At 62.5% G+C, this 25,496-nt stretch carries 14 protein-coding genes; 12 read left to right on the plus strand and 2 right to left on the minus strand.

Going from position 1 to position 25,496, the window contains the following annotated elements; genetic code table 11:
- The first annotated feature begins 17 nt into the window (after positions 1 to 17).
- Positions 18 to 3,671: a hypothetical protein gene (locus CRD15_RS07905; RefSeq protein WP_187402309.1), complete on the plus strand. Its 3,654-nt coding sequence runs from the start codon at positions 18 to 20 to the stop codon at positions 3,669 to 3,671.
- Positions 3,672 to 3,693: 22 nt separating this feature from the next.
- Entirely contained in the window at positions 3,694 to 6,981 is a 3,288-nt protein-coding gene (gene lysX, locus CRD15_RS07910; protein ID WP_370546945.1) for a bifunctional lysylphosphatidylglycerol synthetase/lysine--tRNA ligase LysX, read from the plus strand.
- Here lysX and CRD15_RS10245 read toward each other — a convergent pair.
- Positions 6,950 to 8,245, minus strand: a complete 1,296-nt coding sequence (locus CRD15_RS10245; RefSeq protein WP_187402311.1) for an alpha/beta hydrolase-fold protein — start codon at positions 8,243 to 8,245, stop codon at positions 6,950 to 6,952. The two genes, lysX and CRD15_RS10245, sit on opposite strands and share 32 nt — an antisense overlap.
- 91 nt (positions 8,246 to 8,336) lie before the next feature.
- On the opposite strand from CRD15_RS10245, the gene ftsY reads away from it, so the two are divergent.
- The 9 genes from ftsY to trmD all read left to right on the plus strand — a co-directional run bounded on the left by ftsY (position 8,337) and on the right by trmD (position 21,241).
- Positions 8,337 to 9,782: a signal recognition particle-docking protein FtsY gene (ftsY, locus tag CRD15_RS07920; RefSeq protein WP_187402312.1), complete on the plus strand. Its 1,446-nt coding sequence runs from the start codon at positions 8,337 to 8,339 to the stop codon at positions 9,780 to 9,782.
- Positions 9,783 to 9,983: 201 nt separating this feature from the next.
- Positions 9,984 to 11,345 carry an ammonium transporter gene (locus CRD15_RS07925; protein WP_034976096.1) on the plus strand — a complete coding sequence of 454 codons (1,362 nt, stop codon included), beginning with the start codon at positions 9,984 to 9,986 and terminating at the stop codon, positions 11,343 to 11,345.
- On the plus strand, positions 11,342 to 11,680 hold the full coding sequence (locus CRD15_RS07930) for a P-II family nitrogen regulator (RefSeq protein ID WP_034976093.1): 339 nt from the start codon (positions 11,342 to 11,344) through the stop codon (positions 11,678 to 11,680). Before CRD15_RS07925 ends, CRD15_RS07930 begins: the two co-directional genes overlap by 4 nt.
- A 112-nt stretch (positions 11,681 to 11,792) precedes the next feature.
- Positions 11,793 to 13,376, plus strand: coding sequence for a signal recognition particle protein (gene ffh / locus CRD15_RS07935; RefSeq protein ID WP_034970463.1), 1,584 nt, complete (start codon positions 11,793 to 11,795; stop codon positions 13,374 to 13,376).
- A 50-nt stretch (positions 13,377 to 13,426) separates the two neighbouring features.
- Positions 13,427 to 17,521 (plus strand): hypothetical protein, encoded by a 4,095-nt coding sequence (locus tag CRD15_RS07940; protein WP_187402313.1) that lies wholly within the window; start codon positions 13,427 to 13,429, stop codon positions 17,519 to 17,521.
- A gap of 209 nt (positions 17,522 to 17,730) precedes the next feature.
- Entirely contained in the window at positions 17,731 to 18,246 is a 516-nt protein-coding gene (gene rpsP, locus CRD15_RS07945) for a 30S ribosomal protein S16 (RefSeq protein ID WP_034976085.1), read from the plus strand.
- A gap of 233 nt (positions 18,247 to 18,479) precedes the next feature.
- Positions 18,480 to 19,823: an NADP-specific glutamate dehydrogenase gene (gene gdhA, locus CRD15_RS07950; protein ID WP_034973064.1), complete on the plus strand. Its 1,344-nt coding sequence runs from the start codon at positions 18,480 to 18,482 to the stop codon at positions 19,821 to 19,823.
- Positions 19,824 to 19,826: 3 nt separating this feature from the next.
- Positions 19,827 to 20,390, plus strand: coding sequence for a ribosome maturation factor RimM (gene rimM, locus CRD15_RS07955; protein WP_034976083.1), 564 nt, complete (start codon positions 19,827 to 19,829; stop codon positions 20,388 to 20,390).
- A gap of 2 nt (positions 20,391 to 20,392) precedes the next feature.
- Positions 20,393 to 21,241, plus strand: a complete 849-nt coding sequence (trmD, locus tag CRD15_RS07960) for a tRNA (guanosine(37)-N1)-methyltransferase TrmD (RefSeq protein WP_034991573.1) — start codon at positions 20,393 to 20,395, stop codon at positions 21,239 to 21,241.
- A 23-nt stretch (positions 21,242 to 21,264) separates the two neighbouring features.
- Here trmD and betA read toward each other — a convergent pair whose 3' ends face one another.
- On the minus strand, positions 21,265 to 23,049 hold the full coding sequence (betA, locus tag CRD15_RS07965; protein ID WP_034976079.1) for a choline dehydrogenase: 1,785 nt from the start codon (positions 23,047 to 23,049) through the stop codon (positions 21,265 to 21,267).
- Between the two features lie 232 nt (positions 23,050 to 23,281).
- Here betA and betT point away from each other — a divergent pair, with 232 nt between their 5' ends.
- Positions 23,282 to 25,465: a choline BCCT transporter BetT gene (betT, locus tag CRD15_RS07970; protein ID WP_043012573.1), complete on the plus strand. Its 2,184-nt coding sequence runs from the start codon at positions 23,282 to 23,284 to the stop codon at positions 25,463 to 25,465.
- Positions 25,466 to 25,496: the final 31 nt, after the last annotated feature.

The following is a 25,496-nucleotide window of genomic DNA, read 5'->3' on the forward strand; positions in this document are numbered from 1 at the left end:
TGGCGTAGGATGGTCGCGTGAGTTCTAGCGAGAAGAGTCCAGCCAGCGCAACAGCTAACACCAGCCCGATCTCTGATCTGCAGGATTCCCTCCTGCCGTGGGCATCGACGACGGAGGCGACCCTTGCCGGGAAGTTGGCGGACGTCGAGCTCTTCGTGGAGCTGGATATCGACGGCGACGAGCTAGAGCGCCTTACCCGCTTCTTCGGCACCTTTATCGCCCGCCAGGTCGCCGCTGGATCCACCGAAAAGGCCCTGCTAGAGGCCTGCCCAGCGCTGACGATCGCCACTCTGCTGTCCCGCGCCGCGCGGTTCAATGAGGTCTCGGAACTGCCAGCGGAGTACTGGTACGGCCTTGGTTTGGAGCCGACGCCCACACGTACCCAACTGATCGAGGGGCGGTTCGCGGAGCTACTGTCCGCCGCTGGGCTGGATCCCATGGACGGCGTATCCGGCGGGCCGGATGGGGAGCTCGGGCGCCTGTTCGCCCACGTGGGCATCGCCTCGGACTGGGTGCCGGAGCTAATCGAGCTGGTGGATAGGCACCGCCAGCAGGGCGCGGATGCCGCGACGGAGATAGACTCTTCCGAGATTGCCGCCGAGATCGCCCGCGGCATCGTCGCCGAGCTGGCCGACGAGCCCCGGCAGGTGGGGCCATTGTGCGCCACGCTGCCGGACACCGCGGCGAAGCTGATTGCCCCGATCGTGGAGATCGTCACCCACGCCGCGGCACACCCGGAATCCTGGGAGTACACCCTTCCGCCGGTGGAGCTGCCAGCACTCATCCTCGAGGATGTGATCGAAGAGCTGCGTGAGAGGCCGGTGGGAACGGAAGATCGGCGTCACAGCGTAGGCGTGGCGCACCGCGAGGACCAGCCGCGCCTGCAGCTAGACACGCTGCGACAGCGCGTGGTTCTGCGCCTGCCCGCCCAGCCCCTAGAGGTCGACGGGAAGCTACACACCGAGGTGCGCTGGCGGGTCGACTTCGACGGCGCGCCCGCGGCCTTCCGCACGATGCACGCCGACAACGCGGGGCGGGCCGTATCGGAGATCCTGGACATCCCGGTGCGCCAGCCACTGCGCAAGGTCAGCGTGCGCAACGCCAACGACGGGCAGCACTGGCAGCTGCCACTGGTGGATAACGATGATCCGGTGCTGGTGTTCACCATCCGCGGGGCCGATCTGACCGGCCGAGTTTCCCTGCACCACCAGCAGGTCTACGTTGTCGTTCCCGCCGAAACCACCGCCGTGGATCCGGTGACCGGCACGGAAATTCCGGTACTGGAAGAACAGCCGATGAAGAGCTGGAACGGGTGGGTAATCCGACTGCTGGACCTCAGCGAATCCCTGAGCCTGCACATCGCCAAGCCCGGCGAGCACAGCCCGTCCATGGTCGGCGTGCGCGCGGTGGACCCGCGCCAGCGCGTGCAGTTCGTCGAGCCCGACGACGTAGTTGGAGGCGTGGAAACGACTAGTGGCAAGGTGATCCACTGCGAAAGCCTGCAGGTGGAGTTCCCGCCGACGATCTCCGGCGCGGCGGAGACCTGGTACCTGTCCGTCTCCTCCTACGCCGGGCCCGGCGAAACGGGCGAGGAAGTCTCGGACGAGGAACCGCTGGAGGTTCCGGCTGAGGGTGGCCTGTTCGACGTTTTCGACCCCGAGGCCTGGGAAAGCCCCTGGGTAGGCGAGTACCTGGTGCGCCTGCGCGGCCCCCGCAACGAATCTTTCCGCCACGAATACGCGCTGGTGGAAGGCCTTTCCCTGGAGATGGACTTCAGCGGCCCCAGCGCTCAGACGCGCCTGCCGATGGCCGGCGGCCTGAGCCCTGTCACGGTGCGCCTGCTGCCGGGGGACAAGCCTTTCGAGAAGATCCCTCCGCAGAAGCTCGGCCCCACCGATCGCTTCACGACGACAATCGTGGAGACCGACGCGGGCGATGCGCTGCCCGTCATCGTGAAGCCCTCGCGCCTGCGCTATCAGCTGACGATGCAGGGCGAGGATCCGATGTGGCGCACCGACCCCATTGAGGTCTCCGCCCGTTCCATCGACACGCAAACCCGTTTCCGCGTGCGCCCTGGCTTCCGCCCCGGCATGGGCTCGAAGGCAGAGAACCGCGCGCTGATGGGGGACGCCCGCGTGGTGATCCGCAACCACCACGGCTCGCCCGTGCGCACCCTGAAGCTGCAGACAATCGACGAGGTCACCTGGTTCGTGGACCTGGCCGAGGCCGAGGCCTCCCTGGCGACCCTGACCTCCGGCTCCATCGAGCTGGAGTTCGTCGAGGATCGCCGCGTGAGCGTGCGCCTGGCCCGCATCGTGCCGAGCTTCGATTACTCCGCCACGGTCGACGGGGCGGCACTTTCCATCACTAGCGACGCGCCGGATGTTCCGGTGAACTTCGGGGCTCCCGGTGCGGGTGCGTGGGTCTGGCCGAACACCGCCCCCTGGCAGCCGGCGACCTTCGTCGAGTTGGCAGCTGCCCCCGCGGGAGCAGAAGGCGGGGCCATCGCACAAGGTACCCTGCCCGCCGAGCTGGTGGGCGCCGGCCCGCTGAGCGTGCAGCTGTTCGGCCGGGATCGCTTCAACTACCTCCGCGCCCCCGTAGCGGCGGGCCAGCACAGTGCGGTCGCAGAGGCCACCGGCTACTTCGGAGCCCACAGTGAAGGCGCGGACGAGGATCCGTGGGCGAAGCTCTCCGCATTCCTGGCGGGAGAGTCCACGGAACTGCCCAGCGACACGGCCACACTGTCTACCCTGTGGGACGTGCGGGCAGGCTGGCTTCGCGGACGCTTCGACGTGCTGGATAACCTGCGCACGGCGCTGACCAAAAACCCGCGCGAATCCGTGCACGCCATGTCCCAGTCCCTGGTTCCGGCGGCGGACCGACCCGCGCAATTCATCCTGTCCGGGCTGGTGCATTCCACCCTGGTGGGTGCGGAAGCCGAACGATCGAACACGCCCTGGATCGCAGCCCTCGAGATCCTGGGGGACCTGTCGCTGGTGGACCCGGAGGGGGCGTCAGAACTAGAAGCGCAAGAAGCACAGACCCAAGAAGCGAAGGCGAAGGACAAGCGCCTGCGCCAGGAACTCAAGCAAGTCGCCGGGCAAGCGGTCGTGCAGACGCTGGACACGGGGCGCGATGTCTCGCTGGATACTGCCTGCATCGACAACACCACCGTGCAGATCGCACACATGGACGCGGCACAGCAGCAGGCCGTGCTGGACATGTTCTTCGGCAAGGCGGGCGTGGTACCGGGCGCGCTGAGCGACGAAAACAGCCGCCTGATCGCGGTGTTCGAAACGTTTAACAAGCGGCAGGAACTGTCCGCGCTGCTGGGCGACCCGGAACTGATGAAGACCGCCGTCACGCTGCTGCGGAAGGTTAAGTCCGCCAACCGCCAGCTGTACCTGTCGGCGCGCGTGCGCTTCGACAAGCTGGAGGGCGTGGATACGGATACCCCGGAGAACCGCTGGGCGCTGGCGCCCGTCGTCTCCATGGTCTTCGCGCTAGCCACCCGCATGTACGCGCACAAGAAGATGTCCAGCCTGGGCAAACTGCTGGATGCCTACCCGGGGTGGGCGGCCATGGCGCGCCTAGTGCCGGATCTGGTGACGGGCGACATTGTGATGGCAGATGCGATGGTGCGCGGCGTGTTCGGCCCGACTGTGTAACCCAGCGTGCATAATTCATTGGGTGAATGTTGATCGCAGAAACCTACCAAAGCTGCGGACCCGCGCAGGGGGCCGCGCCGCGAAAGACCCGCTAGCGACACAGGCGTTCTTCCCCCGCTTCATTGGCACCATCCTGTGCGCCTATGCGCTGATGGCACTGGTGCTCAGCATCTCCAGCGCCGCCCGCGTGCATGTCCGACAGATGCTGGTGGTGATGGATAACGTCTTCCTGCCAGTGCCTGTGCCCTCGGTGGCGTGGTCGGCGGCGCTGCTAGTGCTGGGAGTGGGGCTGTACAAAGCGAAGCGCGCCGCCTGGGTCGTGGCCGTGGCAGCGCTGCTGATCCTCAACGTCAGCAACGTGCTACTTCTTTGCCTGCCGCAGTACTTCGACCCGGTCCCGCAGTGGGCACACTCCCTGTTTGTAACGGGTATGGGAGTGCAGTTCCTGCTGCTGCTGTTGATGCTCAGGCAACGCAGGGATTTCTTCACCCACACCGTCAAGGGCGCAATCCTCGGCGCATTCCTAACGTGGCTGGTTGGCACCGTCGTGGTGTTCCTCATCGCGCTGGTGCTGGTTAACGTGTTCCACGGGAACCTATCCGCCGAAACGCGCACGCTGTGGTCGTTGAACCACTCCGCCGGGTTCTCCCTGTTTAACCACGCCCACGTCGCCGGCACACCGCCGAAGGTCGTCAGCTTCCTGGTATCGGCCCTGGCCGCGGTCGTGCTGTTGCTGGCGGGGCTGTTTCTGCTCCGCTCGCACCGCGACGAATACGGTATCGGCCCGGAGGACGAGGCAGCACTGCGAGCCCTCATCCGCCGCTTCAACACCAACGACTCCCTGGCATACTTCGCCACCCGGCGCGACAAGTCCGTCGTCTATGAACCGAAGGGTCGGGCAGCGGTGACTTATCGCATCGAAGCCGGCGTGTGCTTGGCGTCAGCCGACCCGATTGGCGATCCGAGGTACTGGGATCAGGCAATCTCCGCCTGGCTGGACCGTGCGCGCTCGTTTGGATGGGTTCCGGCTGTGATGGGGGCGTCCGAACCAGCGACCAGAGCGTACGAACGGCATGGGCTGAGCTCGATCCACCTGGGGGACGAGGCCGTCATCGACACGCAGAATTTCCGCCTCTCTGAGCTGCGCGAGGTGCGCCAGGCCCGCGCGCACGCACAGAAGGCGGGTGTGCGCGTAAGGATCCGCCGCCACGGCGAACTCAGCGCCGAAGAGATGCAGCGGGTCGAGGCACTGGCCGACCAGTGGCGCGATACGACCGACGAACGCGGCTTTTCCATGGCCCTGGGCAGACTCGGCGACCCGCAGGACAAAGACTGCCTGCTGGCCGAAGCGCTGGTGGGGGAGGAAACGGTGGCGGTCCTGTCGTTTATCCCCTGGGGGCTCAGCGGCGCGTCGCTGGACCTGATGCGCCGCAGTCCCAGCGCCCCGAATGGCACGGTCGAAACGATGATCGTGGCGCTGTGTACCGAGGCGAAGCTGCAGAAGCTATCGCTAAACTTCGCCGTGTTCCGCGAGCTCTTCGCCAGCGAGGATGCCGTGGCCGTCGGACCGGTGCGGAGGCAAGCGCGCCGGGTTTTGACGTACCTGTCCAAGTGGTGGCAGATGGAGACCCTCTATAGGTCGAACCAGAAATACAAGCCCGTGTGGATTCCGCGCTATGTCTGCTACCCGGATTCGCTGTCGATGGCGCGAGTCGGGTTGGCCTCCGGCATTGCGGAGGGCTTCGTGCCGACCATGGGCAGCCTGTTCAACCGCAGCGGCAGCGAAGAGCACCGCGGCTACACATCCACAGCCACCAGCCAGCCCGAGGCAGCCCAAGCGCTGAACTACGTGGAGCAGGTGACGGATGCGAATAAGCAGACCGCCAGCGAGCAAACGGCCGTGCGCATCAAGAAGGCCATGGCGCTGCGGGAAGCTGGGGCGGAGCCCTGGCCCGTTGCTGACCCTATCGCTGGCTCTGGTGCCGTTGCGGTTGTGCGGTGCGCGGAGGTTGCCGAAGGTCAAGGCAATGGTAGTGACGCCCACCGTGGCGGTCCGCTGCGCGTATCCGGCCGGATCGTGGCCAAACGCGACTTTGGTGGGGTGATTTTCTTTGAACTGCGGGATGCCTCGGGCACCTGCCAGATCCTGGTCGAGGTCCCGGGGGAGCAGTTGGCCTGGAAGATCCGCGCGCTCGACTTGGGTGACCTGGTGGCGGCGACGGGTGTGCGCGGGGAATCCCGTACCGGCGAGCCTTCGCTTCTGGTGGAGGACATCACGGTGGAGGCGAAGGATCTACACCCATTGCAGTGCCGCGGTGCTGGCATCGGGGAGGTCAACCAGCGCCTGCGTGCCCGGTCGGTGGTGAACGCGGCGATCCGCAGCACCCTGGACGGGTTGGGATACATGGAGGTTGAGACCCCGATTTTGCAGCGCGTGCACGGTGGTGCGAACGCGCGGCCGTTCAAGACCCGCAGCAATGCGGCCAACCAGGACCTGTACCTGCGCATCGCGCCGGAGCTGTACCTGAAGCGCCTGCTGACCCAGGGGGCGGAGAAGGTCTACGAGCTGGGGCGAGTGTTCCGCAACGAGGGTGTGGATGCCACCCACAACCCGGAGTTCACCACGGTGGAGGCCTATGCGGCGCACGGCGATTACGAATCCATGCGATTAGTCGCCCAGAAGATCATCCAGGCCGCCGCCACGGCCTATTACGGCGAGCCAGTGGTGATGGACCCGGAGGGCCAGCTGGTCAGCATCGCGGAGGACTTCCCGGTGAAGACCGTTTACGGCGCCATTAGCGAGCGTCTGGGGCAGACCATCACGCCCGAGACGGACTTCGAACAGCTGCTGGCCCTGTGCACCGACCGTGACATTGCGGTGCAGCCGGGCTGGGATGCCGGCGAAGTGGTGCAGGAAATGTATGAGCATTTGGTGGAGTGCACCACCACCACGCCGACGTTCTATACGGACTTCCCGACTAGCGTGTCGCCCCTGACCCGCCAGCACCGCAGCCAGCCCGGTGTGGCCGAGCGTTGGGATCTGGTGGCCTGGGGCGTGGAGCTGGGAACGGCCTACTCGGAGCTCACCGACCCGCTGGAGCAGCGCGACCGCCTCGAGGCGCAGTCGTTGAAGGCCGCTGGCGGCGACCCGGAGGCGATGGAGGTCGACGAGGCTTTCCTGCGCGCCCTCGAAAACGGCATGCCGCCGACCGGCGGCTTGGGCTTGGGCGTGGACCGGCTGATCATGCTCCTCACGGGCCGATCGATCCGCGAGGTCCTTAGCTTTCCAGCCCACCCCGGCGGACAATGAACGGGAAGGCCAGGTTCAGCCCTCCGCGCCAGGTCTTAAAATTGTGCGCGCCGGATATCTCGTGGTAGCTGGCCTGCATCTTCGCGGCGACGGCCAGCGGCTGCAGGTGCTTGAGGGCCGCCTTGGCAGAGCTATCGTCCCGGCCGGCGATAAACATGCCCGCGGTCCGCGGGTAGGTCCGCTTCTTCAGCAGATCTTCGGGGTTCTGAGCCTTGAACTTGTCCTCGGAACCGCCAAAGAAGTTCTGCACTGTGGATTCGTGGCTGGTGCCGTCGTCGGGGGTGCGTTCGCCAGAGATGTTGACGAAGCTGCCGTAGCTGTCGGGGTGGTTGGTGATCACCTGGAAGGCACACGTGCCGCCGTAGGAAAGCCCGCCGATCGTCCACGTGTGCTGATCCGGGTTGGGGGACAGGTGCTGTTGCACCCAGCGGGGCAGGTCGACCGTGAGAAAGGTCTGCACCTTTCCCTTGTTGGAGTCTGTACACACTGGGTTTTCCCAGGTACCGCCCGTCGCGTCTGCGGAGATGATGATTGGGGCTACACCACCGTGCTGTTGTTGGTACCGGCGAGCGATCTCGGTAGCTTGTCCCGAATCGAACCACTGGTCGGGATCGCCCGGGATGCCTGCGAGCAGCACCAACACCGGCAGCTGGGGGCGCGGCGAGCTAAACCATGCCGGTGGCAGGTAGACCCGCAGATCCCGCGCATGGAATCCCGATTCCTTCTTCGGTGCGGAGACGTTGAGCATGCTGCCTTCTGTAGGCAAATCGGGGTGCTTGGTTCCTCGCCACTGCTTCAACGGTACGGCCGGTGCTTTCGGTAGCTCGTCCACGCTGTGGAAGGTGCGCAGTTCCACGGGGTCTACCTCGCCGACGTCTTGGTATAGCTCGTAGGACTGGTTCGCCGCCGCCACTGCGCCCACGGCAAGTAGCGCTACTAGCAGGATCGTCCAGGATTTTTTTATTGATGCCCCCACGCACCAACCCGCCATGTTTGCAGCGAGGATCAGCGCGCTTGCACCCAGCAGTAGACGGAAACCGATTTCCGACCAGGGAGTGGTGGTGCCCAACATCAAGACTGCGAGCCCGGCGCCGGTGAGCACGACAGTGACGGCGAGGGACCACAGGACTGCGCGCCATCGGCGCCCCGGGGGATCTGAGGGGAGGGCGAAGAAGAGTGCGGAGAGAACCGCCAGAATCACAGCCCAGGTGACAACCTCTGGCCATGTACCCGTGAGGGGAATTTCGCGAATGAACTCGATCACGAAGGCTTATCTTATGCCGGTCGAAGTGAAACTTGGTACACGTCAGTGCTGAGCACGACATTATGTGCAAAGTTCTGATTCACTGGAGGTCATGAATAGTGTTTTGATGTGGGTCCTCATTGGACTATTGATTCTGGCCATCATCGTGGCGCTGCTGGTTGTCCTAGGTTTGCGCCGGAAGAAGGCCAAGCAGATCTCCTTCGAGAAGAAGGAAGAGATTGAGCAGAAGAAGCCCAGTAGTGGCGATTATCAGGCGCAGGGTGGATTCAATTTCACCGCCGGTGGTGGCGCCGGTGCAGCCGTTGCCGAGAAGCAGCCAGAGAAGCAGCCGGAACTGCGCCCCGACCAGGAGCTGAAGCAGACCGCGCCAGCTCCCGAGCCAACTCCTGAACCGGAACCGACTCCTGAACCGGGACCAACCCCGGAACCGGAGGCCACCCCTGAGCCGGAACCGACTCCTGAACCGGAGGCCACTCCTGAGCCCGAGGCTCCGAAGGCAGTGCCCACCCCGGCGCCCGTCGCTGAACCGGAGCCAGAACCAGAACCCGAGCCTGTCGCAGAGCCCGAGCCAACCCCAGAGCCAGAGCCAGCTCCAGCCGAGCAGCGCGAGGAGATCGCACCCGTCCAGGGTCGCCTGGGCAAGTTGCGCGGACGCATGTCCAAGTCGCAGAACGTCATCGGCCGCGGCGTGCTGGGCATCCTCAGCGCCGGTGACCTCGACGAGGACGCGTGGGAGGAGATCGAAGACACCCTCCTCATGGCTGACCTGGGCACCCCAACCACACTGAAGGTGGTCGAGGACCTGCGCGAGCGCATCGCCGTCAACGGTGTGTCCAGCGAGGAAGAAGCCCGCGGCATGCTCCGCGAGGCTCTGATTGATGCCTGCAAGCCCGACATGGATCGCTCTATCAAGGCCATGCCCTACGAGGGCAAGCCGGCCGTGATCATGGTGGTGGGCGTCAACGGAACTGGCAAGACCACCACCACCGGCAAGCTGTCCCGCGTGCTCATCGGCATGGGGCACAAGGTTTTGCTGGGCGCGGCCGATACGTTCCGCGCAGCTGCGGCTGACCAGTTGGAGACGTGGGGGCGTCGAGTAGGGGCAGAAACAGTACGCGGCGCCGAGGGTGCGGATCCCGCCTCCGTAGCCTTCGACGCGGTGGCGAAGGGCGTCGAGGCAGGCGTAGACGTCGTTCTAGTCGATACCGCCGGCCGACTGCACACCAGCGTGGGCCTGATGGATCAGCTGGGCAAGGTCAAGCGCGTCGTGGAGAAGAAGGCCAAGGTCGACGAGGTGCTGCTGGTGCTGGATGCGACCGTCGGCCAGAACGGCCTTATGCAGGCGCGCACGTTCCGCGAAGTTGTGGACATCACCGGCGTGGTGCTCACCAAGCTGGACGGTACTGCCAAGGGCGGCATCGTCTTCCAGGTCCAGGAGGAACTCGGCGTTCCGGTGAAGATGGTGGGCCTCGGCGAAGGTGCGGATGACCTGGCGCCGTTCGAGGTTGAAAGCTTCGTCGACGCACTGCTGGGATAGCGCTACCCCCGCCGGACATTGTTCAACTAAAAATTTTCCCGATCCAGCCCCGTATGCGTGAAGCAAACGGGGTTGATCTCTTATCTGGGTCGAAAATCTAGTGATCTGCGTCTCAAAAGTTTTTTTGCCACTTTTTGTGCAAAAGCACCTGGTTAACCTCTGCTGCACAAGTGCTGAGACTCACAGATATGGATGTAAACCATGACCCCAGACCAACTTGTACTAACCTCCGGAAACTCGGCCTGGATGCTCATCAGCGCTTCGCTGGTGCTGCTGATGACACCGGGCCTGGCACTGTTCTACGGCGGAATGACTGGCCGCCGTCAAGTGCTCAACATGATGATGATGTCCTTCGGCGCCCTGGCCATCGTGCCCGTCCTCTACGTGCTGTGGGGATGGTCGATGTCCTACGCGGGTACGGATGTCGCGGGATTGTTCGGAAACCCCTTCAATGCGTTCGGTCTTTCTGGCGAGATTATTGACGCCACAGGCAAACCGGTCGAAGGTGCCAACGGATACCCCAACGCCATCGACATCGGCTTCCAGGTGACCTTCGCCATCATCTCCACCGCGATCATCTCCGGCGCCCTGGCCGGCCGTGTGAGGTTCGCTGCTTGGTTGGCCTTCGCCGGCGCGTGGGTAACCCTGGCGTACTTTCCGCTGGCACACATGGTGTGGGGTGGCGGCCTGCTCGGCGACGGTGAGCGTTCCATTGCCGCCTGGATGTTCGGAACCACGGATGGTGAAGCCACCATTGCGCCCATTGACTTCGCAGGCGGCACCGTGGTGCACATCTCCGCCGGTACGGCGGCGCTGGTGCTGGCGCTGATCGTTGGCAAGCGCGCCGGGTTCCCCGCAAAGGTTGGCCGCCCGCACAACCTGCCGATGGTGATGCTCGGCACCGCGCTGCTGTGGTTCGGTTGGTACGGCTTCAACGGTGGCTCTGCCTTCGCTGCTGACGGCATGGCTGGTCTGGCCTGGGTCAACACCACGGTTGCTGCCTCGGCTGCGATGCTCGGCTGGATGCTCTGCGAAACCATCCGCGACCGCGCCGCTACCTCCTTGGGTATCGCCTCTGGCGCCGTCGCAGGTTTGGTTTCGATCACCCCGGCGGCGGGAGCGTTGACGCCCCTAACTTCCATCGTCCTCGGATTCCTAGGTGGCGTCATCGCCTGCATGGCAATCGGTCTCAAGTACCGCTTCGGCTACGACGACTCCCTCGATGTCGTCGGTGTGCACCTCGCCGCCGGGCTGTGGGGCACGGTCGGACTGGCGCTGCTGTCGAAGGACAATGGCTTGTTTACCGGCGGCGGGGTGGATGGCCTCAAGCTGCTGGTGGTGCAGATCGTGATCGCGCTGGTGGCGATGGTCCTTTCCGGCGTGGTCACCTACCTGATCGCGATCCTCATCAAGGTCACGATTGGCTGGAGGGTCGACGACGAGGGCGAGGATACGGGCATCGACCTGGTGGAGCATCGCGAGTCGGCCTACGATCTTAAAGTCACCTCCAGTTCGCACATTCGCAGCATGTACAGCGCCCAGCCCAAGGGAGAAAAAGAATGAAACTCATCACCGCAGTAATCAAGCCTTTCACGCTGCCGGATATCCGGCAGGCTCTTGAGTCGATTGAGATCCACGGGCTCACAGTCAGCGAGACCCAGGGCTTCGGCCGCCAGCGCGGCCACAGTGAGGTCTACCGCGGCGCCGAGTTCGCATCGGACTTCGTGCCAAAGGTGAAACTGGAGATCGTGGCGGCAGACAACTCAGTGGACAGCATCGTCGATGCGATTGTCGGCGCTGCCTGCACCGGAAAGATCGGCGACGGCAAAATCTGGATCACCCCGGTGGACGAGGTGATCCGCGTGCGCACCGGGGAACGCGGAGAAGCGGCGCTATAAGACGCTGTAAGAGCTGTAACACGGGTGGCGGAATGTGACTGTTTTACTGCCTACTGGCTAAGCTGGGGGAGTTAAAAGCCATCCTTCGACACCTACAAGGGAGCACTCACTAGTGTTTGAGTCTTTGTCAGACCGCTTGCAAAATGCCATGAAGGGACTTCGTGGCAAGGGCAAGTTGTCCGAGGCTGATATCAATGCCACCGCACGCGAGATCCGCCTTGCGCTGTTGGAGGCCGATGTTTCCCTCCCGGTGGTGCGCGCCTTCATCAAGCGCATCAAGGAACGCGCCGCCGGGGCAGAGGTATCCGAGGCACTCAACCCCGCCCAGCAGGTCATCAAGATCGTCAACGAGGAACTCAAGGAGATCCTGGGTGGCGAGACCCGTCGCCTGAACCTGGCCAAGCACCCGCCGACGGTCATCATGCTGGCCGGTCTGCAGGGTGCTGGTAAGACGACCCTGGCCGGCAAACTGGCCCTGCACCTGGCCAAGAAGGGCCACACCCCGATGCTGGTGGCCTGTGACCTGCAGCGCCCCGGAGCGGTGCAGCAGTTGCAGATCGTCGGCGAGCGCGCCGGGGTGAAGACCTTCGCCCCGGACCCGGGCACCAGCCTGGATTCCCACGATCACGAGATGGGCACCAGCCACGGCGATCCCGTCGACGTTGCGCAGCGCGGTATCGAAGAGGCCTACCGCAGCCAGCACGACATCGTCATCATCGATACCGCAGGTCGCCTGGGTATCGACGAGGAGCTCATGCGCCAGGCGCGCAACATTCGCGATGCGGTGGAGCCCGACGAGGTGCTCTTTGTTATTGACGCCATGATCGGCCAGGATGCCGTTACTACGGCCGAGGCGTTCCGCGATGGCGTGGATTTCACCGGTGTGGTCTTAACGAAGCTGGATGGTGACGCCCGCGGTGGTGCCGCCCTATCGATCCGTGAGGTCACCGGCAAGCCGATCCTGTTCGCCTCCACCGGCGAGAAGCAGGAAGACTTCGACATCTTCCACCCGGATCGCATGGCCAACCGCATCCTCGGCATGGGTGACGTGCTGACCTTGATCGAGCAGGCCGAGCAGGTACTGGACGCCGAAAAGGCCGAAGACTCCGCCATGCGCATGGCCTCCGGCGAGCTGACGCTGGAGGACTTCCTCGAACAAATGCTAATGGTCCGCAAGATGGGTCCCTTGGGCAACATCTTGAAGATGATGCCCGGCGGCTCCCAGATGTCGAAGATGGCCGACATGGTGGATGAAAAGGAGCTCGACCGCATCCAGGCCATCATCCGCGGCATGACCCCGGCGGAGCGCAAGGATCCGAAGATCCTCAATGCCTCGCGCCGCAAGCGCATCGCCAACGGCTCCGGCGTTAGCGTCTCTGACGTCAACAAGCTGGTCGAGCGTTTCTTCGAGGCCAAGAAGATGATGGGCAAGATGGCCGGCCAGTTCGGCCTGGGTGGGCGCTCCGCGACCAAGAAGCAGAAGAACCACCGCAAGGGCAAGAAGGGCAAGAACGCCAAGAACAAGAACCGCAAGAACATGCGCAAGGGCATGGGCGGCGGCATGCCGGGAATGCCGGGGATGCCGGGCATGGGCGGCGGAATGCCCAGCATGAAGGACCTGGAGAAGATGCAGGAGCAGCTTCCCCCGGGGTTCGAGGGCATCGACCTGTCGAAGATGAACTTCCCCAAGAAGTAGCGTCTGGCTTCGCCCTGTAAATCCAGTCGAACCGCTGTAGCTTGGGCGATATGGAATTCGAGTTTCATTTCGTCCGGCCCGAGCCACGCTTTCTGAACAACGCTGAAACTCAGGCCACGTTGTTGCGGGCTGCGGATCTCGACGAATTGCGTGGCACGCCGGATCCAGAAATGGAAGACTTTGCCCAGGAACTCGGGGGAATCCTGGGGGCGGATTTTCCGCCTCACCGTCTGATCAGCGCCTCGGTAGACACCGATAATCCTTTCGCAGTGAACGACGTTCGGCGTGCTGCGATAAAGCACCGTGTTTCTGCGTACTTTGGTACGTCGGATCTTTTTGTTGACGCCAGCGGCATCAGCGGGGCAATCGCTCCAGAGTTCTATGTGACGAACTCCCTGGGCACTGCGTGGGCTCAGGTCAGTGAACGCACAATTGACTGGGCGTTTGCGGATGCTTTGCGCGCACCCGTTAGCGAGGGGGTGTGGGTGCGCATCACCACGTACGATCCGCGTCCCGACGAGTTCGGGCACTCGATGCGTTTCCACCTGCTGGAAAGCGGGGAGGTCAAGGTGGTGTGGGCGAAAAGCACGAATGAGATCTTCGATATTCAGTGGCGCCAGGCGGTGAAGTATGAGGAGGCGCGAGCTCAGCTCCTCGCCTTCGCCGATCGCTGCCCGACAACTCTTCATCACTACTGGCAGGATCCTCAGCGCCACGGAAACGCGCCGGTCGCGGAAACCAGCATCAAGACCTGCGAACTCAGCCAACGTTCGCAGTACAGGCTGCGTCGGCTCGGGGCATTCCGTGAACTTCCTCCGGGTGTTCCGCTACGCCTGCACGACCAGGTTGAAGGTGCTCTGGAGCTGGGTAGAGATCAGGAAGGGCAGTGGCGTGCTTCCTTGAAGCGATCGCCTTACGAAGGGGTTGAAAAAGATTTTGAAAGCCCCGATACCTTGCTGGAGATCGCGGAGGCCTATACCTGCAAGGAGAGGGGGAAGGTTCTCGACTACTTCCCGGAGACCGCCGAAATCCCTGCGCCACTGGCGCATACCGTGAGCGCCGTGGTGCTTCCGGAGCGCGACGAGCCGTGGACCAACTCCTCGGTGTGCAGAATGCACCTGTGTGCGATGAGCCATAACTTTGCAGCGGTCGGCTCGGTGGAAAATTTTTTCCAGAAGATAAACCGGGACTTCGCTTCGTGGTTCGATGTCATCGACCCACACAATGCAGAGCGCGGGCAGATTAAAATCAAGATCCCGCGAAAGGAATCCAACCGTGCCTTCGACCTGCTAACTGCAGTGGCGATGCGGCACGGCGTTTCTTTAGTTGTTGACAACAGTGAGGTGCTGTTCAATTCGTCTGGGCGGCGCCGAGAAGGGCAGTGGCGCAGCACAGCAGAACTTTTTGAGTCCGGCCAGTGCCGAAATCGGTGGGAAGTCGCCACGCCTCAGGTGCTATTGGAAGCGATGGTGCTGAACTATTCGAACTGGCAACTCCGGCTAACCTACACGTCCGAAGATCACCCCAGGTGCCGACAAATTCTCATCGTCGAACCGAACAGCCAAGAGCACGACCGCTTCACCATCACGGCCTACGAATCCGGCAGTTTCTTCCATGAGCAATGGCGGAGCCGGACCACACGGGAAGCTACGTCGCTGTCGCAAGGACAAACCCTCGACCTTATCCAGCAGGTAGCCTACGAACCGCTACAGCTTGACGAGTTCATTCACTGGGACTCTAGGCTTGGTTATTCGCTTGGCCCTGAGGAGCTGCCGTTCAAGATCAGCACCCACACTCGAAAATCCACCTCCTTGGACGACCGCCTGTTCAAAAAGGCACTAAGGGAGTTTGCGTCCGAAGAAGCTGGCGGCTGGATCGAGATAACGGACGTGCGCACCCCCGGAGATTTCCTCCGGATCGAACCTGCCGACAACCCCGGGTGGGTCATTACCAAATGGGGCTACAACCGCGGCGGAACCGAACGCGGCAACGTATACGCCAGCGATATGGACGCGGCCACCGAGATCTACCAGTCATTCGTCGGCGACAACTGGACTTCGCTGGATAGAAGGCGAATTAAGGTAGAGCCGAAGAGGGCGCACACCCCGTTGTACGTTCACTTCCCTAAAACTCAGACACACACAAGCCACCACGAGCTTGTCCACGAGTTTTATGCCCAAGAGCAGCCGGATCTGGACGTTCCGCCTCCAGGGATGGAGGACGTATGCCGGGATCTCGAAGGCTTTTTGAAGCAGAAGTATGTGCCACAGCAACGGGTGAAGATCCTCGTAGATCCGGTCGATACGGAACGGATTCGGGGCATCTGTCAGATCGCAATGAAGCACCATGCTCTCGTCTTCGATGACGATAGAGGTCTACTCGCGAACGGCGTCGGCTCCGATATGCAGGTCGGCAGTGGAGCCAGATTGACGAACTCGCTCGGAAGTTTTTGGCGCGAAGTCTCCGGCAGAACCTTGGACCTAGCCTTTGAGGATGCTCTGCGCCCCCGTCATCCGACCGACGTATGGCTAAAGGTGGGGATCGGACGGAACTTTATCCGGCCAAGCGACACATTGTCCTCCACACTTGAAGCGGACGGCAGCTGGCTGATGACATGGCAGTTTGCGGAGACTGCGCTCGGCGTCCATAAAAAGAACCTCGAGTTTCGTGCCAGTAACTACGAAGAAGCACGAGAGTTGCTGCTCGCGTTCGCGGATCGTAGCCCATACCTTGAGCATCTCCCGTGGCAAGAGAGTGAAGCAAAGACCACGTCAGAGAATGTAACTCTGGTGCAGCGAGCGGCGATGCCACTGCGCAGGTTTGAGGCTGTGCTCGAACTGCCGCGGGGAACCATGATGCCGCTGCAGGACAAGAATGGTGAGCGCTTACTATTTGGCCAGACTCGCACGGGCCGATGGCTCGCTGCCTTAAGCCGGGACAACGGGTTTGTTGCGACCCGAACATTCACCAGCGGCCAGGGGGTAGTGGAGTTTGCCCGCTGGTACGTAGCTGCTGACGTGGCCGAAGTTAATGATGTCTTCAAAGCTTTTATCCCATCGCTGGAAGAGCGCTGGGCACCCCGAGGGATGGCGGAGGTGAGCTTCCTGATGCTGCCGCAGCGCGCCGAACCGTGGGCGGATACGACCGTTGTGCACTTCCAGCACTGGCTTGCGCAGAACAACCACGCCGCCTCTGAACAGATGCGTGGTTTTGTCGGAGCTTTGCTGGAAGCGCGTTCGGCTGGTTTGCAGTTTACGAGTTCGGCTGGTGGCGCTGTCGAAGCTCAGGCTCTAACGAGCGTATGGGTGGATCGCGCCGGGCTTTTAGATACATTGACGCAGATGTCTAACATCGCAGTGGCTCACGGTATTTCCATGGTGGTGAACGGAAACCACGTGCTACTGAACTTTGCATGGACTGCCACAGACTCGTCGAATATCTGCCTCATGATGAAGGGAACCGATAGCTTCACTAATAAATCTTGGATGCAGCCGTCCAGTGCCGCTTTTGCGCAAGCTATACAGAGAATCGCCGACGATGAAAAGGTAGTTGTGTGCAACCGTATTCACACGGGACCTGGTGTGGCGGACGAAGACTTCCAAGAGTTTCTGATGGCTATCGAAACCGATAAACGAGGCTACTGCCTATCGTACGAATTGCCCGGTGGGATGAAGAATGATGCGCATGATTTGTCGGGTGGGCAGGTCAGCGATGCTTTCAAAATTTTTGTTCAGTCGCCAACGCAGCTTCTCGGTTCAGTGAGCTGGGACAGTTTTGGTCAGTCGCAGATGCTAACGGCGGAATTGGAGCGTTTCGAGATGCAGTCGAACCTTTTTGAACCCGTTCCGCTGGGGGCTGACAACCTGCACGAACTGCAGGCCGTGAGGCTGCCGGCGACCGGAGATTTCATCCAGGTGCTCGACTCGCAGGTTGAGGGCGATTATATCCGCGTCTACAACGACAGCGGTAGGTTCCGCACCGGCTTCCTCGTCAGTTGGGGGCACGACTTTGGGCAGATCGAAAATTATCAGCGCAAGACCAAGCACCTCGACGAGGCTCTGAAGCTCGTCGCGCACTACGTTGCGGGCGATCGTCGCGAATTTGCCGGGCTCGGTTGGAAGCGACGGGAGGTGAAGGGGCGCTAGGAAGGGGGATTTGGTTAACGCAGGTACCGGCCACTACACTTATCCGGGTTGTCTGTGTAACACCGTCCCCGACCACGGTCGGCCGGTGGTCACGCGCAGCAAAAATACCAAGGGCTGAACCGGTTCCGAGCAGGGAAAATTTTTGCAGAAATTTGTTCTCGGAGCGTCTGAACTGCCCAGTGACCAACTCAAAGAAAAGGAGCCAACACATGGCCGTCAAGATTAAGCTGCAGCGCCTGGGTAAGATCCGTACCCCGGAGTACCGCGTCGTCGTTCAGGATGCTCGCACCAAGCGTTCCGGCAAGGTTATCGAGAACCTGGGTATCTACCAGCCGACCCAGGAGCCGTCCCTGATCCAGATCGACTCCGAGCGCGCACAGTACTGGCTGGGTGTCGGTGCACAGCCGACTGAGCCGGTTCTGGCTCTGCTGAAGATCACCGGTGATTGGCAGAAGTTCAAGGGCATCGAGGGCGCCGAGGGCACCCTGAAGGTGGCCGAGGAGAAGAAGTCCAAGCTGGATCTGTTCAACGAGGCTCTGGCTGAGGCTGCCGATGGCCCGACCGCAGAGGCTATCACCGAGAAGAAGCGCAAGGCCAAGGAAGAGGCAGAGGCTAAGGCCGCTGCTGAGGCTGCCGCTGCTGAAGAGGCTGCTGCCAAGGAAGCTGAGGAGGCCGAGAAGGCTGAGGCTGCTGAGGGTGAGGCTGAGGCTGAGTCCGCAGAGTAAAATCTGCTGGTAGTTTTCACTACTTACTCCACTAACCCCAGGACAGGTGTTCGCACCTTGCCTGGGGTTAGTTGCGTTTGAGGCCATTTGCGTTTGGGGTTAGTGTGTGCTGCCCCCGAGCTACCACCCTAAAGGTGTTGTCCACCACGAGGAGTAGAGTGAATGACTGTCATCACAGATCGGCTGAATGCCGATCGCGGATTCTATGCAAGAAGCGAAGAAGGCACATTTTTATGAACGTCGAAGAAACCGTCAGCGGATACTACCAGCAGATTATTCAGCGCAATGCCGGTGAACCCGAGTTCCACCAGGCTGTCGCAGAGGTGCTGGACAGCCTGACGTACGTGCTGAAGAAGGACGAGCACTACGCAGACTATGCCCTCATCGAGCGCATGTGCGAGCCAGAACGACAGGTGATCTTCCGCGTGCCGTGGATCACGGACGAGGGCGAGGTGCGCGTGAACCGTGGCTTCCGCGTGCAGTTCAACTCCGTGCTCGGCCCGTACAAGGGCGGCCTGCGCTTCCACCCATCCGTCAACCTGGGCATCATCAAGTTCCTCGGCTTCGAGCAGATCTTCAAGAACTCCCTGACCGGTCTGCCGATCGGCGGAGGCAAGGGCGGCTCCGACTTCGACCCGAAGGGTAAGTCGAACCGGGAGATCATGTCCTTCTGCCAGTCCTTTATGACGGAGCTGCACAACCACATCGGCGAGGAGGTGGACGTTCCCGCCGGCGACATCGGCGTGGGTGGCCGCGAGATTGGCTACTTGTTCGGCCAGTACCGCCGCATGACTAACCGCCACGAGTCCGGTGTGCTCACCGGAAAGGGGCTGACCTGGGGCGGCTCGCTGGTTCGCACCGAGGCCACCGGCTACGGCACCGTGTACTTCACCCAGGAGATGATGGCTGCCCACGGCGACCGCTTCGACGGCGCCAAGGTGATCGTCTCCGGCTCCGGCAACGTCGCCATTTACGCGGCTCAGAAGGCTCAGGAGCTCGGCGCAACCGTGGTGGCTATGTCCGACTCCTCGGGTTATGTGCACACTCCGGAGGGCGTGGATATCGAACTGCTGAAGGACGTTAAGGAGGTGCGCCGCGCCCGCCTGTCCGACTACGCCAAGGAGACCGACGGCGTGACCTACCACGCGGCCGGCAATATCTGGGAGGTCGAGGCCGACGTGGCTCTGCCGTGCGCCACCCAGAACGAGCTGGACGGCGAGGCCGCGAAGACGCTGGCCGACAACGGCTGCCGCTACGTCGCCGAAGGCGCGAACATGCCCTGCACCCCGGAGGCCATCGAGGTCTTCCGCAAGCGCAAGATCTTCTTCGCCCCGGGCAAGGCTGCCAACGCCGGCGGTGTGGCTACCTCGGCGCTGGAGATGCAGCAGAACGCCTCCCGCGATTCCTGGTCCTTCGACTACACGGACAAGCGTCTGCGCGACATCATGCGCAACATCTTCAAGTCCTGCGACGTCACGGCCAAGGAATACGACAAGGAAAACGATTACATCATCGGCGCCAACATCGCCGGCTTCCGCAAGGTAGCGGACGCAATGCTGGCCCAGGGTGTCATCTAGCCTATGGAGTTGCAGATCGGACGGGTTATCAAGCCCCACGGCGTACGCGGCGAGGTTGTCGTCGACGCGACCACCGACATCCCGGAGCAGCGCTTCGCCGCAGGTGAGGTGCTGAAAGGCAAGCAGGCGGGCAAGGAGCTTTCCCTGACGGTGCGTTCCTACCGCCCGCACCAAGGCCGCCTGTTGGTCACCTTCGAAGAAATCGCCGACCGCACCGCCGCCGAGTCCCTGCGCGGCGTGCGATTCTTCGCCGCCCCGGTGCACGACGAGGACGACGACGGCTACTACGACCACGAACTCGAAGGCCTCACCGCCTACCTGTTGGCCCCCGAAACGGATCTCGAGGGCGACGAGATCCAACTCGGCGATCTGGTCGGCCAGGTCGTCGCCGTCGAGCGCACCCCGGCCGGGCAGTTGCTGGTTATTCTTATCGACGCCGAATCCCAGCTGCCAACGGCTGGAAAGGAAGTACTCGTTCCCTTCCGCCACGAAATCGTCCCCGTGGTGGACCTGGAAGAAGAAGTACTAGTACTCACCCCGCCTGAGGGGCTTTTGGAGCTGAGCTAGCCGTGCGCCTGGACGTAGTAACGATCTTCCCCGAATACCTCGAGCCCCTGCGCCACGCCCTGCTGGGCAAGGCCATCGAACAGGGGATCCTCAGCGTCGGCGTGCATAACCTGCGCGACTGGACCAGCGACGTGCACCAGTCTGTGGATTCCACGCCCTGTGGCGGTGGCCCCGGCATGGTGATGAAGCCCGAGGTCTGGGGGCCTGCCCTCGACGACGTCGCGGCCGGCACCGGGCCGGTGGCTGCCTCTGCCGACCTGGAAAGCTCGGCGGAACACAAGCGCAACCTGCTGCCCGCAGCACCCGAGGGGAAGGCTGAGACGGCAGGGGAGGAAGCGGGTGGCGTCCAAAAACCGCTGTTGATCGTGCCCACACCGGCAGGAAAGCCTTTCACCCAAGACATGGCGGAGCGATGGAGCAGGGAAGAGCACGTCGTATTCGCCTGCGGCCGCTACGAGGGTATCGACCAGCGCGTGGTCGACGACGCGCAGAACCGCTACCGGGTGGAGGAAGTCAGTATCGGCGATTACGTGCTGATCGGCGGCGAGGTCGCGGTGCTGGTGATGGCCGAGGCGATGGTGCGCCTGATCCCCGGCGTGCTGGGCAACCAGGCCAGCCACCAGGAGGATTCCTTCCAGGACGGGCTGCTGGAAGGCCCCAGCTACACGCGCCCCCGGCAATGGCGCGGGCTGGACGTGCCCGACGTGCTGTTTAGCGGCAACCACGCCAAGATTGCGCAGTGGCGCCGGGAACAATCCCTGGCTAGAACCAAAAAAATACGCCCTGACCTGCTGGATAGCGTGGAGCTATCCGCGGCAGATCGGGCGTATCTGGACGGGTTGGAACCCTAGAGCCCTAGAGCCCTAGCCCGCGTTTAGTGGTCAGCGCCCGGGATGGCGTTGACGTGATCGCGGACCTCTTCGCCTTCTGCGTACAGCGGCATGCCCTGCTTTGCGCGGTAGAAGGGGATGTCGATCGGATCCAGGGGCTTTTCGCCCTTGATCAGGTCGGCAGCCTTCTCCGCCAGCATGATTACCGGGGCGTAGATGTTGCCGTTGGTGATGATCGGCATGACGGAAGCGTCGGCGATGTACAGGCCCTCAACGCCGTGGACCTGCATGGTCTCCGGGTCGACAACCGCCATCTCGTCATCGGCGGGGCCCATCTTGGCGGTGCAGGACGGGTGCAGTGCGGTCTCCGCATCGTTGCGGACCCACTCCAGGATCTCCTCATCGGTCTGCACGGCAGCGCCGGGGGAGATCTCGCCGTCGGTGAATTCCTTCATCGCCGGGGTATCCAGCAGCTTGCGGGAGGTGCGGACAGCCTCGACCCACTCGCGGCGATCCTGGTCGGTAGCCAGGTAGTTGAACAGGATCTCCGGCTTTTCCTTCGGGTCGTTGGACTTGATGTGTACGTGGCCCAGGGTGTCGGAGTACATCGGGCCGACGTGGAACTGGAAGCCGTGCTCGCCCTCCGGCTGGGAGCCGTCGTAGCGGATCGCCATCGGCAGGAAGTGGAACATCAGGTTCGGGTAGGCCTCGTCGTCGTTGGAACGGGCGAAGCCACCGGCCTCGAAGTGGGAGGAAGCAACCGGTCCGCGGCGGGTCAGCAGCCACTGCAGGCCGATGAACGGGCGGTTGATCATCTTGTAGTACGGCTGGGAGCTCACCGGCTGGGTGCAGTTGTACTGCACGTAGACCTCGAGGTGGTCCTGCAGGTTGTTGCCGACGCCGGGCAGGTGCTTCTTGACCTCGACGCCCGCCTTTTCCAGCACCTCGCGGTCACCGATGCCGGACAGCTCCAGCAGCTGCGGGGTGTTGAAGGCGCCACCGGAAAGGATGACCTTGTCCGCGAATACGCGGTGGGTCTGACCCTTCCATTCGTACTCCACGCCCACGGCCTTGCCGTCTTCGATCAGGACCTGGGTGGTGAATGCGCGGGTGCGGACGTCCAGGTTCTTGCGGTCCTTCACCGGGTGCAGGTATGCGCGGGCCGCGGACAGGCGCTTGCCGCCGAAGATGTTGCGGTCGAAGGGGGCGAAGCCTTCCTGGCGGTAGCCGTTTACGTCGTTGGTCAGGTTGTAGCCGGCCTGCTGGACGGACTTGAAGAAGGCCTGGAACAGCGGGCTGGTAGCCGGACCGCGGGTCAGCTTCAGCGGGCCGTTGTGGCCGCGGCGCGGGTCGTTTGCGTCGGCGCCCAGGGCGGTTTCCATCTTGTTGAAGTAGGGCAGGACGTGGCTCCAGCCCCAGTTGGACATGCCCGGCAGGTTGCCCCACTTGTCGTAGTCCATGGGGTTGCCGCGCTGGAAGATCATGCCGTTGATGGAGGAGGAACCACCCAGCACCTTGCCGCGAGCGTGGTAGATGCGACGACCGTTCATCTCCGGCTCCGGCTCGGATTCGTACTTCCAGTCGTAGTGCTTGTCGCCGATGGGGAAGGAGAAAGCGGCCGGCATGTGGATGAAGAGGTCCCAGAGGGAGTCCGGGCGGCCTGCCTCCAGCACCATGACGTCCTTGGTGGAATCTTCGGACAGTCGGTTGGCCATCACCGAACCGGCGGAACCGCCACCGACGATGACGACGTCGCGCCGGCGGTCCTCGATTACCTGGCCAGCGGTGTCGTTCTTCTTACCTGGAATCAGCTTGTCGATGAAACCCATCTATTCACTTGCCTCCTAGTTAAATGATTGATCGTTGACCAGTATGCCACATTTATTTATCGGTTCGCTAGGTAGCAGGTCGGAAGCATGATTAATGTACCTCGCTAGTGAGGTAGATAAAGCACCGATGTGAGGGGATGTGCTGACTTCCTAGTAATACCTGTGTACTCTAGACAATTGTATTTCTTAGAAAATGAACTCCCTTTGGCGGGAAGTACTTGAGGAGAATTACATGACAAATTCCGAAAACGACCACCGGCGGGCATCTGCCGGCGGTGCCGAATCGACCGGCGCCACCCCGCGCGTCATCGTCGGCTCTTTCGATGTTAACGACCGCGACAGCTATTCGCCGGGCGAAGTCACGCCCCCGAATCCCAACTGGCCTGTTTTCGCTATTTCGGCAGTCGGTATCCTGATCGTCGCCCTGTACGCATTCTTCGGCCGCGAGCAGGCAAAGGAATCGCTGTTTTCCGTCACCGGTTGGATTTCCACCAACCTCGGCTGGTTCTACATCGTCACCGCAACCGTTGCTGTGATCTTCGTCCTGGTCGTCGCGTTCTCGAAGTCCGGCTCCATCCGCCTCGGCCCGGATCATTCCCGCCCGCAGTTCCGACTGTTCTCTTGGTCGGCGATGCTCTTCGCCGCTGGCATCGGCGTAGACCTCATGTTCTTCGCCGTCGCCGAGCCGGTGACTCAGTACATGGCGCCTCCGGTGGGGGATGGGCAGTCCCGCGAGGCTGCCGAGCAGGCCGTCGTGTGGGCGCTGTTCCACTACGGCATCACAGGCTGGGCTCTGTACGCGCTGATGGGTATGGCCTTTGGTTACTACGCCTACCGACTGAACATGCCCCTGGCCATCCGTAGCGCTCTGTACCCGCTGATCGGCAAGCGCATCCATGGCCCAATCGGCGGTGCGGTGGACGTCGCCGCAGTGCTGGGAACCGTCTTCGGTATCGCAGCCTCCCTGGGCATTGGCGTGGTGCAGCTGACCTATGGTCTGCACCTAATCTTCGGATGGGAGGAAGGCGTGGCCGTACAGTCCGGCCTGATCGTCTTCGCCGTCGGCATTGCCACTCTGTCCGCTGTCTCCGGCGTGGACAAGGGTATTAAGCGCCTGAGTGAGATTAACGTGTTGCTGGCCATCGGCCTGGTCATCTACGTCACGGTTACGGGCCAGACTGCTTTTCTTCTTGACGCCCTCGTCATGAACATCGGAGACTACGTGTCTTCCTTCCCTGGCATGACGATGGATACGTTTGCTTTCTCCGAGGATCCGGAATCCACCAAGGCCTGGATGGGCGCGTGGACGCTGTTCTTCTGGGCTTGGTGGGTGGCCTGGGCTCCGTTCGTCGGCCTGTTCCTGGCCCGCATTTCCCGCGGACGCACCCTTCGCCAGTTCGTGGTCGGCGTGCTGACCATTCCTTTCCTCTTCATCCTGCTGTGGATGAGCCTGTTCGGTAACACCGCCCTGAAGCGCGTGATCGGTGGCGACGATGACTTCGCCAACAGCACTATGGAAAACCCGGAGCAGGGCTTCTATGCCCTACTGCAGGACATGAACGGCGGCACCGTGTTGATCGTCCTGTCCACGCTGATCGGCCTGCTGCTGTACATCACTTCCGCCGACTCCGGCGCGCTGGTGACCGCCAACTTCACCTCCAAGATTGAGGATTCCCGCCAGGATGGAGCCAAGTGGTCGCGCATCTTCTGGGCCGTGCTGGTCGGTGTGCTGACGTTGGTCATGCTGCAAATTAATGGCGTCGAAACAGTACAGTCCGCAACGATCGTGATGGGCCTACCGTTCACCATCGTGATCTACCTGATCATGTTTGGTCTGTGGCGTTCGCTGCGATTGGAGAACTACGCGGCCGAAGCGCGCGGGGTGTCTCTGCACGCCGCAATGTCCGGACGTTCCAGTGGTGGGGGAGACAAGCAGACCTGGCGCAAGCGCCTGTCGCGCGCCTCCACCTGGCCGAGCCAAGACAAGGCAAACGAGTACCTGCAGAACGTCGCCCAACCCGCGCTGGAATCCGTCGCTCGCGAGCTAAAGGCAGAGGGGATCGAAACTACGTTGGTGGCCGCCAAGGTGCCGAACCTGCCGGTGAACCAGCTGGATCTGACCCTCCACCTGGGCGAAGAGCAAGACTTCCGCTACCAGATCTACCCCATGGAGCACCCGGTGCCGAGCTTCACCCGCAGCACCAGCAACGAGGAGAACTACTACCGACTCGAGGTGTTCGACAACACCGGCTCCCTGGGCTACGACATTTACGGTTACACCACCGAGCAGCTGATCGATAACGTCCTGGACCTGTACGAGCGCCACCTGGAGTTCCTGCACATGCAGCGCGACCTTCCGGGAACCTCGGACATGTCCGACGGTGCGGATCCGGTGCGCACCTGGATCGAGGACTAGCCCAACATTCCCGCCCCAACATTCCCGCCCC

The organism is Corynebacterium sp. LK28 (genome assembly GCF_014335105.1).
GTDB classification, from domain to species: Bacteria; Actinomycetota; Actinomycetes; order Mycobacteriales; family Mycobacteriaceae; genus Corynebacterium; species Corynebacterium macclintockiae.